At 56.0% G+C, this 14,844-nt stretch carries 15 protein-coding genes and 1 tRNA gene; 6 read left to right on the forward strand and 10 right to left on the reverse strand.

The window, feature by feature from the left end; all coding sequences use genetic code 11:
• Positions 1-3: 3 nt before the first annotated feature.
• Together VJ369_RS16290 and VJ369_RS16295 are read right to left on the reverse strand one after the other, a co-directional pair.
• Positions 4-1,131, reverse strand: a complete 1,128-nt coding sequence (locus VJ369_RS16290; protein WP_324093084.1) for a site-2 protease family protein — start codon at positions 1,129-1,131, stop codon at positions 4-6.
• Positions 1,128-1,841, reverse strand: coding sequence for an HAD family hydrolase (locus VJ369_RS16295; RefSeq protein ID WP_324093085.1), 714 nt, complete (start codon positions 1,839-1,841; stop codon positions 1,128-1,130). The genes VJ369_RS16290 and VJ369_RS16295 overlap by 4 nt, the downstream gene beginning before the upstream one ends.
• 83 nt (positions 1,842-1,924) lie before the next feature.
• Here VJ369_RS16295 and VJ369_RS16300 point away from each other — a divergent pair, with 83 nt between their 5' ends.
• Positions 1,925-2,833: a PAC2 family protein gene (locus VJ369_RS16300; protein ID WP_324093086.1), complete on the forward strand. Its 909-nt coding sequence runs from the start codon at positions 1,925-1,927 to the stop codon at positions 2,831-2,833.
• A gap of 57 nt (positions 2,834-2,890) precedes the next feature.
• Here VJ369_RS16300 and mshC read toward each other — a convergent pair whose 3' ends face one another.
• The 3 genes from mshC to VJ369_RS16315 all read right to left on the reverse strand — a co-directional run bounded on the left by mshC (position 2,891) and on the right by VJ369_RS16315 (position 5,378).
• Complete coding sequence (gene mshC / locus VJ369_RS16305; protein WP_324093087.1) at positions 2,891-4,165, reverse strand: cysteine--1-D-myo-inosityl 2-amino-2-deoxy-alpha-D-glucopyranoside ligase; 1,275 nt, start codon at positions 4,163-4,165, stop codon at positions 2,891-2,893.
• A gap of 91 nt (positions 4,166-4,256) precedes the next feature.
• On the reverse strand, positions 4,257-5,081 hold the full coding sequence (locus tag VJ369_RS16310; protein ID WP_105674226.1) for an undecaprenyl-diphosphate phosphatase: 825 nt from the start codon (positions 5,079-5,081) through the stop codon (positions 4,257-4,259).
• A gap of 78 nt (positions 5,082-5,159) precedes the next feature.
• On the reverse strand, positions 5,160-5,378 hold the full coding sequence (locus VJ369_RS16315; RefSeq protein ID WP_105674228.1) for a hypothetical protein: 219 nt from the start codon (positions 5,376-5,378) through the stop codon (positions 5,160-5,162).
• A 44-nt stretch (positions 5,379-5,422) separates the two neighbouring features.
• Here VJ369_RS16315 and VJ369_RS16320 point away from each other — a divergent pair, with 44 nt between their 5' ends.
• On the forward strand, positions 5,423-5,665 hold the full coding sequence (locus tag VJ369_RS16320) for a DUF5703 family protein (protein WP_324093088.1): 243 nt from the start codon (positions 5,423-5,425) through the stop codon (positions 5,663-5,665).
• Here the strand turns inward: VJ369_RS16320 and VJ369_RS16325 are convergent.
• The 5 genes from VJ369_RS16325 to VJ369_RS16345 are packed head-to-tail and all read right to left on the reverse strand — an operon-like array spanning position 5,654 to position 11,202.
• A complete protein-coding gene (locus VJ369_RS16325) occupies positions 5,654-6,793 on the reverse strand; it encodes an acyl-CoA dehydrogenase family protein (protein WP_324093089.1) in 1,140 nt (379 codons plus the stop codon). The two genes, VJ369_RS16320 and VJ369_RS16325, sit on opposite strands and share 12 nt — an antisense overlap.
• An 11-nt stretch (positions 6,794-6,804) precedes the next feature.
• Complete coding sequence (locus VJ369_RS16330) at positions 6,805-8,121, reverse strand: M20/M25/M40 family metallo-hydrolase (protein WP_324093090.1); 1,317 nt, start codon at positions 8,119-8,121, stop codon at positions 6,805-6,807.
• A gap of 36 nt (positions 8,122-8,157) precedes the next feature.
• On the reverse strand, positions 8,158-9,129 hold the full coding sequence (locus VJ369_RS16335; RefSeq protein ID WP_324093091.1) for a TAXI family TRAP transporter solute-binding subunit: 972 nt from the start codon (positions 9,127-9,129) through the stop codon (positions 8,158-8,160).
• Positions 9,122-10,546, reverse strand: a complete 1,425-nt coding sequence (locus VJ369_RS16340) for a HAMP domain-containing sensor histidine kinase (RefSeq protein ID WP_324093092.1) — start codon at positions 10,544-10,546, stop codon at positions 9,122-9,124. Before VJ369_RS16340 ends, VJ369_RS16335 begins: the two co-directional genes overlap by 8 nt.
• Positions 10,543-11,202, reverse strand: coding sequence for a response regulator transcription factor (locus VJ369_RS16345; protein WP_324093100.1), 660 nt, complete (start codon positions 11,200-11,202; stop codon positions 10,543-10,545). The genes VJ369_RS16340 and VJ369_RS16345 overlap by 4 nt, the downstream gene beginning before the upstream one ends.
• Positions 11,203-11,464: 262 nt before the next feature.
• On the opposite strand from VJ369_RS16345, the gene VJ369_RS16350 reads away from it, so the two are divergent.
• The 4 genes from VJ369_RS16350 to VJ369_RS16365 all read left to right on the forward strand — a co-directional run bounded on the left by VJ369_RS16350 (position 11,465) and on the right by VJ369_RS16365 (position 14,806).
• Positions 11,465-12,766, forward strand: coding sequence for an Nramp family divalent metal transporter (locus VJ369_RS16350; RefSeq protein WP_324093093.1), 1,302 nt, complete (start codon positions 11,465-11,467; stop codon positions 12,764-12,766).
• Positions 12,767-12,890: 124 nt separating this feature from the next.
• A complete protein-coding gene (locus tag VJ369_RS16355; RefSeq protein ID WP_324093094.1) occupies positions 12,891-13,547 on the forward strand; it encodes an NADPH-dependent F420 reductase in 657 nt (218 codons plus the stop codon).
• Between the two features lie 229 nt (positions 13,548-13,776).
• Positions 13,777-13,860 (forward strand) — tRNA-Leu (locus VJ369_RS16360).
• Positions 13,861-14,545: 685 nt separating this feature from the next.
• Positions 14,546-14,806 carry a GlsB/YeaQ/YmgE family stress response membrane protein gene (locus VJ369_RS16365; protein WP_324093095.1) on the forward strand — a complete coding sequence of 87 codons (261 nt, stop codon included), beginning with the start codon at positions 14,546-14,548 and terminating at the stop codon, positions 14,804-14,806.
• Positions 14,807-14,844 lie beyond the last annotated feature (38 nt).

The raw sequence follows: 14,844 nt of genomic DNA on the forward strand, positions 1-14,844 counted from the left end.
TTTTTAGGCTTTGCGGCCGGTGACGGCCGAAATAATTTTGCGTTGGTGCAATAACCCGACCACGGCCCCACGGGCGTCAATGACCGCATATTCTGCGCTAGCCACACTGGCCAGATAATCGATCAGCTGCCTTCCATCGGCGTCAGCAGCTACCACGGCTCCGCGACCCAAAGCCCGCGAAACGGCCAAGGCGGAAACCTCGGAAGCCGCCTCCGGAGACACCCTGCCCAGCGCTTGTTCGTCTACCACGCCGCAAGGCATGCCCTGCGGGTCGATCAAAATGATCGATCCCCCACGGTTGCGTTTGCGGGTGTGCACGTCAGCTACCGTGGCTACGGACATCATGGCACTGGCTGGCGTCATCAGATCCCCGGCAATGACCTTGGGCAGGTTCAGCATCATTTTTGCGTGATTGATCAATTGCGTTGTGGCCTGCCACATGAAGACAGCCACCATCACACCAACCACCATGGTGATCAGTTGCGGCTGTTGGCCCTTGAAATATGGAAGCACCACAAACCAGAAGACCACGCCGATGACGATAATGCGGCCCACCCAGGAAGCGGCGATGGTGCCTTTAGACTGTGATCCGGTGAGTTTCCACACCGCGGATTCAACCAGGCGCCCACCGTCCAGCGGAAGTCCTGGCAGTGCATTAAACGCACCGAGCAGCAGGTTTGCATAGACGAAGAAATTCAGCAGCAGTCCCGGATATAACCCAAGGTTTGGAATTTGCATGGCCAGCCAGGCTAGGCCGGCGAGGACAAAGTTCGATAGCGGACCGGCCATCGCCACCGCCAGAGAGGCTCCCGGCTTAGCTTTGAAGGAGCCGAACTGTGTGTGTCCGCCCATCAGGGTGAGCACAATATGGGCATCGGGCCATTTGAAGGCGCGGGCGGTGAGCGCGTGCGCTACCTCGTGTACCAGCACAGCCAAGGCAATCACCACGGCGCAGGCAAAACCCAAGAGGTACGCGGCAACGGGTGGGATCAATGCATTATTGGATAATTGCATGCCAATGGCCACGGTGATGACCGCGGTAATAATGAACCACGAGCTAGACAGGTACACCGGCACTCCGCCGATGCGGCCCAGCTTCAGTCCTGGGGCCTTTTCATTTACTTCGCTCACGCGTTAACCTGCACCAACCAATCGGTCATGGTTTCTACTTCCACATCAACCAGGGAGGTGATCCGGCGCCACTTGCCCACTCCCGGGTCCGTGGCGTTCGGGACTAGCACCGCGTGAAGTTCGGCGGCCGAGGCGGAATGAATGCCGGGTTTTGAATCTTCGAAGCCAATGCAGCGGGCGGCCTCAAATTCCCGGCCCAGCTTTTCGCTCAATAAGGTTAGTCCGCGCCGGTAGGGTTCGGGGTCTGGTTTGCCCTGGGTGACTTCCTCGCCGGTGACGCTCACGGTGAAGATGCCTTCGGGCAGTACTTCCATCAGCTTGTCCACGATGCTGCGTTCACTCATCGTGACCAGCGCTTGCGGAATACCTGCCGCATGGACGGCAGTGAGCAGTTCCAAAGCCCCGGGGCGCCACGGTACTGCATGGCTCAACCCGGCGATGACCTCGTGCGATAAGTGGTCAATGATCTCGCGGATGCTGAGATCAACTCCGGCTTCCTGAAGGATCTTGGCACCATTAGGCAGCGCTTGTCCGACGAGGTTAAATGCTTGTTCCTCACTCCAGCTACCGCCATGGGATTTGACGAGTTCCATCTCGGCATTGATCCAATAGGGTTCGGTGTCGATGAGGGTCCCATCCATATCCCACAGCACCGCTTGCGGGCCGTGGGACGAAACTTTTGTATCGAACGCTGATCTGGTGCTTGGCATGACTCCATTCTAGATGGAAGAGTGGGGCTAAACCGCTTCGGTGGATACGCTGGGTCGGTGAAGTGGCAGGAAAGAGGTTTGTGATGAGCGAGGAATACCAAGCACCAACGCTGAATGGCTTCGTGGGGCAAACCGAACATGAGATGCGTCCCACTATTCTAATTTCGGCGTTTGAAGGCTGGAATGATGCTGGCTCGGCCGCTAGCGACGCCGTCCGGCGCATTTTGAATAGCTCCGCGCCCGAACATATCGCCACCGTGGGCTCAGATGATTACTACGACTACCAGTTCACTCGCCCGCATTCTCGGCTCACCAAGGATGGACGCGTGATCGAATGGCCGGCCACCGATATTTATCGCATCAACCTCGAACAAGCCCCAGCAGATCTGCTGATCGTTGTAGGGGTGGAGCCCACGTTTAAGTGGCAATCCTTCTGCGCGCAGGTTGTCCGGGCCGGCCAAACCCACAACGTTCATGCGGTACTTTCCGTGGGTGCACTGCTGGCTGATGTGCCGCATACCCGGCCTGTGCCTACGGTACTGAACAGCGATCATCCGAAGCTCCAGGAGTTCTTTAATATCTCCGCATCGCGCTATGAGGGGCCGACAGGGATTCCTTCAGTATTAAGCGCGGAATTCGACAAGCATGGGATTCCAACCATGTCGCTCTGGGCTCAGTTATCCCACTATGTAGCCCAAGCGCCGAGCCCGCGGGTGGAACTAGCGCTCGTTGAAATGCTCGAAGAGCTGGTCCCGATGACTGTGGCCTCGGAAAAGCTGCGTGAAGATGCGGTCGCGTGGAAACGCGGAGTCGATGAGCTGTTGGCAGCAGATCAGGATGTCTCAAAATATGTGGAGCAGCTCGAACGCGCCTCGGACGCCAGCGAATTACCTGAGGCCAGCGGCGAGTCCATTGCCCGCGAGTTTGAACGCTACCTTCGAAGGCGTGGCCGTTCACGAGGAGACGGTCAAGGGCCGGACTTTGAGATCTAAGCTCTGGGTATAAAAAATCCTCATGCGAAAAAATTCGCATGAGGATTTTTGTCTCAGTTAGAGCTTCAGGCCCAAGAGGGCATCAAAGCCGCGGGTTAGCAGGCCGCTGCCTTCGCCGCTGCCTTCGCCGCTGCCTTCAGCCTCAGTGGCCGCCCACTGGTCAATGGCTTCCAGCGCTGCTGGCGCGTTCAGATCATCGGCCATGCGCGAGCGGATGCGGGTGAGCAGTGCGGTGGCTTCAGCCAGTCCGCTAGCGGTGATCCGTTCCCGCCAGGTGGCTATGCGCTGCTGTGCAAGCTGCAATAGGTCATCTGTCCAAGACCAGTTGGTCCGGTAGTGCTGCGAGAGCAGCACCGCACGAATCGCTACGGGCTCCACCCCGGCCTCACGCAGTTTGGAGACCAGCACCAGATTACCTAGGGACTTGCTCATCTTCTCGCCGTCCAGGCCAACCATGCCTGTGTGCACGTAGCTCTGCGCCAATTCGATCTGATCATCGGCGGCAGCGTGTGCGGCAGAAAATTCGTGGTGCGGGAAGATCAGGTCTGAGCCGCCACCCTGAACGGTAAACGGCGCAGGGAGAGTCTTCCGGGCAATCACCGAACATTCGATGTGCCAGCCCGGACGACCGGTGCCCAGTTCTCCACCGTCCCACGAAGGTTCACCTTCTCGGGCCATCCGCCACAGCAGTGGATCGAGTTGATCACGCTTACCGGCTCGTTGCGGGTCTCCGCCGCGTTCGGCGAAGAAGCCGAGCATCGTTTCACGGTCGTAGTTCGAGACCTGACCGAGCTTCCACGCATCATTCTGCGAGGCCATGGTGTCAAAGTACACGTCACCATCCACCCCGTCTTCACCTGCAGGCACCCGGTAAGCCAAGTCTGCGGCCAGCAGGCGTTCGACGACCGGTACCAGCCAACTGACGGACTCTACGGCTCCGATGTAGTTGTGCGGAGCAATGACGTTCAATGCTTCCATGTCGGTACGGAACAGCTGAATCTGGCTCTCGGCCAGATCTCTCCAATCAACACCCGTCGCGGTGGCACGCTCGAGCAACGGATCATCCACGTCGGTGATGTTCTGTGTGTAGCTCACCTTACGGCCGTTATCCAACCAGGTGCGGTGCAGGAGATCAAAGGTGACATAGGTAGCCGCGTGACCCATGTGTGTAGCGTCGTATGGGGTAATTCCACAGACATACATGCTGGCTGGACTATTGGCTTTATCGGCCGGCGCGGTGGCCCGCTTGGTTCCGCTGGAGGTATCAAAAATCTCCAAAATGGGTGCGGATCCGACAACATGCGGTACTTCCGGGGACTTCCACGCGAGCACTGAGTACATCCTTTCGCAGATGTATAGACGATCTTCTCTTAAGAGCAAGTCAACGGGAACTTAGTTTATTCCCGTTGACTTGCTTGTCTTATTAGGCGTTGATCACACCGAGGCCAAGAAACACGAACAGCCCTAGGCCCAGGAGCAAGCGGTACCAGACGAAGAATCGGTAGGAGTGGGTGGAAACAAACTTCAGGAACCAGCCCACGATAAAGAATCCGACGACGAAGGCCACCAAGGTCGCCACGCCGGTTTGCGCCAATGTGTATACGCCAGGTTCGGCGAAGGACTTGTAAAGCTTATACAGTCCCGAGGCGTAGACCGCCGGAATGGCAAGCAAGAATGAGTACCTTGCCGCGGCTTCACGGGTGTAGCCCATCAGCAGGCCGGCGGTAATGGTGCCGCCCGAGCGTGAGACACCGGGAATCAAAGCCATGGCCTGTGCCAAACCGTAAAAAATACCGTGTTTGACGGTCAGCGTCTGCAAGGTGCGTTCTTGTTTGCCGTAGTGGTCAGCGATCGCAAGGAATACGCCAAAGACCACTAGTGTCGTGGCCACTATCCAGAGCGAACGGAAATTCGTATCGATGTAGCTTTCGAGCAGTAAGCCCAAAAATGCGATAGGGATCGAGCCGACAATAATCAGCCAACCCATTTTTGCGTCTGGATCCGAATGCGGAATCTTACCGGTGATCGCCTTAAACCAGGCTCCGATTATTCGTACAATGTCGCGCCAGAAAAACACGATGACCGCAGTTTCAGTACCCAATTGGGTAATGGCGGTAAAAGCCGCACCGGGATCTTGCGCATTGGGCAGAAGTTCGCCCACGATGCGCAGATGCGCCGATGAGGAGACGGGCAAGAACTCTGTCAGGCCCTGTATTAATCCGAGAAAAGCTGCTTCAAACCAATTCACCCCTTGACACTACGTCACGTGGGCAGGCGACACGGTGATTAACGGGCGTTTGAAAGAAAAATCAATCCGTGGCCGTACTCACTCGTCATCGTCATCATCCGTGGGTATGGTGAAAGGAAGTAATTCGGAAAATTGGTCGTAGAGGGCATCCTCATAAGTCTGGAACGCGTCGGCTAAAGAGCCAAAAGCCGCGTCAACGGCTGCGTCAGCCGATCCCCGGCTCTGGGAAACCACCGTCAGGTGCTGTTCAAGTCGTGAGATCAGCTGTTGTAGCGCGTAGCTCGGTTCGATGCTCATGAGTCACACGCTACAACCGAATGCCATCTTTCGATAGAGGTGAAATGCTTCAGGAACTTATCAAAGCCCCGCTGCACTTGAATAATGATGACCGGTACGAATATTTGGTGATCACTTCTTTCCCTGCGGAATCCAAACACGTTGCCCGAGCAGCCTTGCGAGAGCACTCGGACAACGGAAAATGGGAGCATATTCGCACGCTGCGCTACGAGGGTGGAGCCAGCAAATATTGGATGCGGCGCAAGGTAATCCGAGTGGTCAGCACGCTTGGGGGCTCAGGGCTCTAGCGGGCCCACCAGCCAACTAGCCACGGTGTTTTCCGCCGAGGCGGCATTTGATGGGTGATACCAGCTGGCCTGTACATCTCGGTAGAGGCGTTCAAACTCGCTGCCGCGGAAATATCCGCCGCCACCTAATAGTTGGCCGGCGGTTTCCATGTTCTCGCGCGCGGTTTGTCCGGCCAAAGTCCGTAACGTGACTAGCCGCGGGAACCAGCTGCCGCCGTGATCAACCCGGGATTCCAGGTCGCTGGCTACCGTGCGTTGCAGAGCATCCAGGCTCAGCATCCGCATCCCTGATTGGGCTAAGAGGCCACGAGCCCGAACGTCTTGGGTATAGCTGCTGCCGCCTTGGTGGGTGCGTTTAGTCAGTGCGTTTTGGCTTAGCTGCACCGCACGTTCAGCCATCCCGACATACACACTCGCCGTGAGCGTGAGGAACGAGGCGAAAATTCCGAAGATGAGCGGGTCAGCATTCGGTCCCACCGGCAAACGGGAATGCACCCACTGAGCTGGTGCTACGGCTCCCTCTAATTTGGTGGTGTGCGACTGGCTCGCACGCATTCCTAAGGTGTTCCAGTCCCCCAGCGAGCGTACTTTTTCTCCGCGTGCTACAAAGCCATGAACTAATTCACCGGTCTGCTCATCCTTGCCAAAGATTCCCAGGCGGGTAAAGGCCGGAGACAGTGAGGTGAAGATCTTGGTTCCGGTGAAGGCCACCGAGCCATCGCTCGCGGTGCGCGCCACGGTATTTGAATCAAAAAGCACCGAATCGTTGCCCGGTTCCGAAATGCCGAAGGCCATTACTTCTCCCTCTGCGATCCAGTCGGTGACCATGTTCAGCCGTGCATCACCGCGTGCGGCAAGCAAGTATGCGACGCCTGCCCATACGTGGTGCATGTTGATTGCCAGTGCGGTACCCGGAGCCGCTGTGGCAAGCCGCCGCTGAGCCAGCACGACTTGATCAAAGCTCCATCCCAGCCCGCCGGCAGACTGAGGCACCAGGGCCTTCAAGTAGCCGAGCGCCGCCAGCTCATCAAAGTCTTCGGTGGCGAAACTGTTCTCCGCATCGTATTCTGCGGCACGTTCGCGCATCCGCTGGAGCAGCTCGTCGCTGAGGAGAGTTTCTATAGTCATGCAGGATGCTCCTAATAATTGCGTAGTAGTCGGTCAAGCACACGTGTTCCGAACTTCAGTGCCGGGATCGGCACCCGCTCATCCACTCCATGGAACATGCCGGTGAAGTCAAGGTCTTTGGGCAGCTGCAACGGAGCAAATCCGTACCCGGTGATACCTAGCTTTGCTAACGCTTTGTTGTCGGTGCCACCGGAGAGCATATAGGGCAGTACTACTGCCTGCGGATCTTCGGCCTTTAATGCCGCAATCATCGATTCGACTAGGTCGCCGCTAAACGGTACCTCTAGCGAGGGCTGGTCCTGGACCAGGCTGAGCTCCACATGCTCCCCCGCCAGTTCCCGCAATGTCGCCAGTGTCGATTCATGTTCCATGGGCAGGGTGCGGCAATCGATCAGCGCCTCGGCATAACCGGGCAGCACGTTGTGCTTATATCCGGCCTTGAGTACCGAAGGATTTGAGGTGTTCTGCAAGGTGGCGCCTACAAAGCGGCTGGTGTTCCCCAACGCTTCGAGTAGCGGCTCGGGATGTGCTTCATCGAACTCGATCCCGGAGATTTCAGCGAGTTCTTCAAATAGCGCTCTGGTGATTTTCGTGTAGGAAAGCGGCCATTGATACTCGCCAATGCGTGCAACTGCCGAGGCCAAGCGAGTCACTGCGTTGTCTTTATTTAGCTGTGAACCGTGGCCAGCCACGCCATGAGCTGCAAGTTTGATCCACGCGATCCCCTTCTCAGCGGTCTGCACCAGATACGCGCGTTGCCCGGCGATTTCGGTAGAAAATCCACCCACTTCGCTGATCGCTTCGCCTGCTCCGGCAAAGAGTTCTGGATGCTGCTCAACCATCCACAAGGAGCCATAGTCACTACCGGCTTCTTCATCCGCGAAAAACGCGATGATGAGATCTCTACGCGGGCTGATTTTCTCGCGCTTCAGCTGCCGGATAACGGCGATAATCATTGCGTCCATGTCTTTCATATCCACGGCGCCACGGCCCCAAATCATGTCGTCGATGATTTGCGCACCAAAGGGGTCTACTGACCAGTCCTCCGCGATGGCCGGGACAACGTCCAGATGCCCGTGGACAACTAATGCGGGCAGGTTCGGATCGCTACCGGGGATGCGGGTGATCAGATTTGCCCGTCCAGGTGCAGACTCATAGATTGTTGATTTAATACCGACCTCGCTCAGCAATTGGGCAATGTAGTCCGCTGCTTCGCGTTCTCCTCGGCTATTGTTATCACCGAAATTTGTGGTGTCTATGGAGATCAGCTTCTGGCAGATTTCCACGACTTCTGTTTGCATCAATTCATACGAGTGCGTACTCGACATTATTCAAACCTCTATTCAGTCCAGGAATGGTTCTCGTTATCCATGGAGCCTGCGATAAGTTTCCAGTGCCGCCGGGTGCAATGTCTGACCACCTGTTGAGATCAGTGTATCGGGGGTCAAATATTGTATTCCTGCGCTGTTGCGTGGGATGAGTTCGGGCGCATGATTGACCAGAAGCTCAACAACCGCGGAGGCCACCCGATCTGGCAACGACACGTTAGCCATCAATAGGTTGGCAACACCCACGGTATCGACCTGGTCGATCCCCCGGTACGTACCTTGCGGGATAATCACGTGCTCGTAAAGTCGTGGGTATTGTTCCCGGAGGCTTGGCAGCACTGAAGACATATCTATTAAGCGCAACGGAACGCTTTGTCCCAATTCGGTAATCGAACTGACCGGGATTCCGCCAAACAGAAAAAGCGCCTCGATCTTGCCTTCGGCTAGGGCTTTGAGACCACCCACATAGCCTAACTGCCGTTCTCGTGGACTTCGCTGAGTGCTAGCAAGCCCAGCCGCCTCCAAAATCCGCTGGCCGGTAACCCAGGTGCCCGAACCGGGAGCTCCGGTACCCAATTTGCGTCCGCTGAGATCAGCTAATGTGTTAATGCTGCTGTTTTCAGGGACCAGACAATGGTAATAATTTTGATAGACCCGCCCCAGCGCCACCAAGGACTTGTCGTGTGGTTTCAGTTGCGCCACCGTATCAGCCAAGGCCAGCGAAAGACCGGCACGGCCGCTCTTTAGCAATCGCAGGTTCTCGACACTGGCCTCGGTGACCAACGCTTCAGAGCTTTCGGCAATGTTGTATTTAACCAGCGCCTCGCACAACAGGTTTGCGAACTCAAAGTACATGCCGCCGCTTTCACCGCCGGCAACATCCAACCGCCCCATTAGTGGCCCGGGCGAGCAAGCAGTCAATCCGGTTGCCAGCATTGACAGTCCGCCCCAACGAAGCAGTTGCCTGCGTCCTATCTTTCGCGGCGCAAGGTCCAAAGCTTTAGACACGGTGCCCCCCTTCCCGCGGTGCAGCGCCGCGTAGAAGCAACAAGCTCATTTGCAGTCCACCGCCAGGGGCCGAGGCAACGCTGAGCTGGCCTCCGTTAGCCTGAGCAAGGCGATCCACAATTGCCATGCCTAACCCGGTACCAGGATTTTGACTGGTGGGATCCGCACGCCAAAAACGTTCAGTCACCGAGGCTAAGTCTTCCTTGCGTAACCCTGGTCCGTGATCCCTGATGATGATCTCCACATTTTTCTCCGTGGCGATTATGCTCGTCTCTATCGGCGCCCCCGGCGCATATTTCAGGCAGTTTTCATATAGCTCGGAGAGTATTTGCTGCAACTCAAATTCATTGCAGTCAACCCAAACTTCACCTTGATGCTGCGCGCTAAGCACCAATTCAGTGCCAGATTTCCGGGCGCTCTCTGTTCGCCGCTCCATTTCTTCGACGAGCATCTCGCGAACTGGAACCGCAGTGGAGTCGGAGCGGCTTGTGGCTAAGGTACTTCCAGCGGCGAGCTCCGAGAGTCGATGGTCGGCGCTGGCTAGACGCAAAACCGCTTCCAACAGTGTTTCGACTCTGAGAAGTTCTTTCTCGACCGCTTGCACTCCTTGCGGGTCAGCGTTTTCGCCTAAACGCATTTTTAGTAGATCGACGCGAAGCCGCAAGGCGGCAACCGGGTTGCGTAATTGATGTGAGGTTTCGGCGATCAGTTCGCGCTGCTGTGTCAGGCTCGCGGTCATCACCTGCGCCATCGTGCTAAACGAACGCGCCAACTCGCGCAGTTCCGGTGGGCCGGCAACTTCTAAAGGTGCGGCAGTTTTTGTCGCGGCCAGAGCTTTGGTCGCTTCGTTGAGTCGATGAATGGGTCGTATTACCCAAGTAGTCACCCGGTCTGCCAGAAGTAATAGTGCGGCCCCCGCGGTCAGGCTGACTAACACCACCAAAACCCAGCGTTGCAAAACCAGCTGCCGGGCGGAATCGAGATTCACCTGCATCATTACCGAGCCCAAAACCTGTGTGGAATTTCCAAAGGGGCGTGCAATCAGCGCCTGATCGGCGGATAAGGGATTGACCGCAGGAATATCTATGTGTTCCAGATTCAGTTCGGTATTCGCGAGCGCTTGAATCACTTGTGGGTCGTGCGGATCAATATTTCCGGAGGTGAATGTCTGATCTTCCATCCGCACCAGAAGTCCCTCGCGGTAGATTCTCGAGTAGGTGTCCAGTTCCTGCTGGAGCTTGCCATGGTCTGCTTCTGCAGAAGCAGCCAGTTGAATAAAACGATTCAACGAAGCGGCTCGGGATAACCGCAATTGCTGGGTCGCGTCAACACTCGCATTTTGCATGAGAACCGCAGAAACGATCATCACTAATAAGGCCAGCAACGAACCTAGGATCAGAATGACACGGCGTCTCACGAGGACTCGATGCGGTAGCCGACTCCGCGCACGTTGATGATCATGCCGGGACTGTCTAGTTTCGCGCGGAGTCCAGTCAGGTGCACATCCAAAGAGCGCGATACCGCCAGGAAAGCGTCGCCCCACAGCGCGTCAAGTAGTTGTTCGCGTGTGACTACCGAGCCAGCATGCTGAGCAAGCAAGGTGAGCAAATCAAATTCCTTGGCCGTGAGATTCAGTAGCCGCTGCCCCATGTGGGCGGTTCGTTTATCGAGGTCGATACGAAGCTCACCAAGCTGAAGTTCGCTGCTGCTTTGAGAGCCTAGCTGTGAGCGTCTGGCGACGGCTTCAATGCGCGCCAAAAGTACCGTCAAGCCAATGGGTTTAACTAGGTAGTCATCCGCGCCTTGTCGAAGTCCGCGCACCACGCTGCGTTCATCATCCCGGGCGCTGAGAATCACTACCGGAATACTAGTGATCAGCCTCAGCTTGCGCAGTACCTCAAGTCCGTCCATGTCCGGCAGGCCCAAATCGAGCAAGATCATCTGTGCTTCACGGTGGCGCAGCAACGCATCTGCTCCACGAGTCACGCAAATTGCTGTGTGCCCGGCAGCTGCAACGGCGTCGGCAAGAGCCGCCGCGACGGCGTCGTCGTCCTCGACGATGAGCAGCTGCAAGGTCACGTCCTTTCAAATTGCGGTGCACCATGCACTGAGAAGCACTTTATCAGCTGGGCAAATCGTTTTACCGACCGATCGGTTTCCTAAGACAGTGTTAAGACTTGGCTAACATCTTGGTTATGGCACGAGTCACCAATACATTGGATCTGTCTCTCATATTGGCGTGACGAAGATCAACGTTGCTTTTTGATCACGACTGCAGAACTTAGACACCGGTACTCGCACCGGACTCGAGCAAAAACTTTTAAGGATTACATTCATGGCCGAACAACATCAGCCCGGCGTTCAAGACGCCGCGGTACAGGGCGACCGCGACGGTGGCGGTCCACCAAAATGGAAGATTATCGGACCGGGACTGGTCGTTGCGGCAACCGGTGTAGGCGCTGCCGATATGGTCGCCACCCTCGTGGCAGGCAGTCAGTACGGCTACGCCCTGCTGTGGGCCGTGATTTTGGGTGTCATTCTCAAAATTGTTTTGGTCGAAGGCGCCGGACGATACACGCTGGCCACCGGCAAGACCATCTTTGAGGGTTGGAAGACCCTTGGCAAGTGGACCACCTGGTACTTCGGTCCGTACATCATCATCTGGGGCTTCGTCTACGGCGCCACCGCGATGAGTTCTGCGGCCATGCCGCTGGCGGCACTCTTCCCGGCTGTGGATTTGAAGATCTGGGCCATCCTGATGGGACTAGCCGGCTTTGCCATGGTTTGGTTCGGCAAGTACTCCTTCTTCGAGAAGGTCACCGCGGTACTGGTGGGCATCATGTTCATTACCGTCGTTGGCTTGGCAGTTATTGCTGCGCCGAACTTCCCGGAGATGATCAAGGGACTCGTTCCGATGATTCCTTCCGGCGGCGTGGTCTACACGCTGGCGCTGGCCGGCGGTGTCGGCGGCACGATTACCCTGGCTGCTTACGGTTACTGGCTGCGTGAAAAAGGCTGGTACACCCCAAAGTGGATGCGCGTGATGCGTATCGACAACTCGATGGCTTACGTCATGACCGGCATCTTCGTGATTGCCATGCTCATTGTGGGCGCCGAAGTAGTTCAGGCTGCTGGCGTTTCCTTGTCCGCTGGTGACCGCGGTCTGCTGGACTTGGGTGATGTGCTCAATGAACGTTACGGAACCTTTGTAGGCACCGGATTCCTGGTGGGCTTCTGGGCGGCTTCCTTCTCCTCGATCATCGGTGTATGGAACGGCGTTTCGCTGATGTTCGCTGACTTCTGGGGCCACATGCGCAAGAAGCCGGCTGGCCATCCAGACACCATGACCGGTGGCAAGTACTTCAAGTTCTACGTACTTTGGCTGACTTTCCCACCAATGGTTCTGTTCTTGCTGGATAAGCCAATCGCACTGATCCTGGCCTACGGCGTGCTCGGCTCGCTGTTCATGCCGTTCCTGGCGATCACCTTGCTTGGCCTGCTTAACGGCAAGCGAATTCCTAAGGGCTGGGCCAACCGCTGGCACACCAACACGGCTCTTGCTATTACCGCGATACTGTTCATTGCGCTGGGCATCCAGCAACTGATCAAGAGCCTCGCGCCGCTTTTCGGCGGTTAGCGAGTTGCGTCCAAGGAGGTCTTCAACCCGAGCAATACGGGATGAAGACCTCCTTTCGTTCGTCAGTTAGGTCGCAACGAGTACGCTGAAGGCAATGACTACCGAGGACAAGAATTCGAGCCCCATGCGGGCAGATGCGGCACCTTTCACCGACCGCATTGGCATCTTAGGTGCTGGGCGAGCTGGCACCGCTTTGGCGCGAGCAGCGGCAACTGTCGGGATTCCGGTGAACATCGCCTCTTCGCGATCACCGAGCCAGATGAAATATCATCTGGCTCAATACGCCCCACAGGCTACGGCCGTAGAAGCCAAAGACATTGGCACCGGCGTTTCCTTAGTCGTGCTCATGGTGCCGCAAGACGATCTCGATGATGTGGACGTTGGATCGCTGGCCGGACTGACACTCATCGATGCAACAAACCGCTGGGACGACGCGCCCCTGCCCGGCTGGCTGGAAGACGGACTGGCCGCCGGGCGTTCTAGTTCCGAGGTTATTGCGGAACATTTCCATAGTTCACGACTCGTCAAGGCGTTGAACCACATCAGTCATTGGGACCTAGATTCGGACAGTTCCACGCTTCAGACTCAGCAACGGGCCTTAGCGCTCGCATCGGACTATAAGGCTGATGCAGCTTTGGTAGCTCGGCTGGTGAGTACCTTAGGCTTCACTCCAGTTCTAGTTGGGGAGCTGGCCAAAGGTGGTTTGCTGGAACCTGAGGGAGAAATCTTCAATCAGGTACTTAGCCCGGCACAGTTGCGCACACTACTGCACGAGAGTTAATTCCAACGCGGATGCTCTTTTAGTCAATACATACAGAAATTGCCTGTGACGCTTGACACGGATCAGAGCATTTGGCATTCGAAAGCACTACTCAACCGCGATTTATCCGCAAGATTCCGCGAAAATTACTACTCCGAGGGCCTAAGCTTGCCGAATTGGAGTTCATGAATATCTGGTGGTAGAGTTTTACTTCGTTGCCAGCGGTAATAACGCAGACAATGCATAACCTGCGCGGGTGGCGGAATAGGTAGACGCGCTAGCTTGAGGTGCTAGTCCTCGCAAGGGGGTGGGGGTTCAAGTCCCCTTTCGCGCACAGGTAGAATCCCCGGTTGACTTAGGTCAACCGGGGATTTTTTTATCCGCTGCTGACAGGAACACACAATCTGCTGACACGCGCTGCTAGCAAGGCATGAGCAAGCGAGCATGACCCACCATGCAGATATCGCCAGGGCACTCTGGCCACTTTGCCGCTCTAGCTTAGTTCCGATCTAACTACTGGGACATAACCCATGAAGCGCAAAGAACGGACGTCTTGGGTTCCAGCAGATTCCTCCGACGCAGGAAATCGACGAACGAAGTTCAGCAGCGTTAGTTCAAGCCCTGATTAGGTCGCTCACTCCCCTGACTAATGCTTCGAATCGTAGGCATATCCTCTGGCTAACCTGCCCGAAACACTGTGACCTTGGTCCCTGTAACGCACACAACATCGGTCACTTTTGAAGGCAGCTCCGTAATTATCTATTTTATGTTTCCAACCAGAAAACATAGGTTGACTTGAATATTCATGTGATCAATTAGGTCTCGCGCCGGATCAAACTTCACCATCCGATTCGTTGGAAACCCAATCAAGAACGAGAATTTACCGTTCGCGCGGACCTAATGACAGGATCTGCACAGTTCTTGATTAGTAATCACTGCTACTCATCGGTAATGTTCTGCGAGTGCATCTCAGTCCAGATGCTGAACGAAGTCACTTATAACTTGAAAGAGGAATAGTCATGGGTTTCATTGGTTGGATTGTCTTGGGTCTTATTGCCGGTGCGATTGCAAAGGCAATCAAGCCAGGTAATCAGGGTGGCGGCTGGATCGCTACGTTGGTGCTTGGCGTTGTTGGCGCCATTGTTGGCGGCTGGATCGGCTCCGCGCTATTTAACGTGGACATTAGCTCGTTCTGGTCGTTGTCTACATGGCTACTTGCAATCGGCGGTTCGTTGATTGTTCTCATTATCTGGGGATTCTTGACTCGCAAGAAGGCGTAATCACGCATATAGAAACGGCCTCGCTCCTTAGGGAGCGA

The organism is Glutamicibacter sp. (assembly GCF_035257265.1).
GTDB lineage: Bacteria > Actinomycetota > Actinomycetes > Actinomycetales > Micrococcaceae > Glutamicibacter.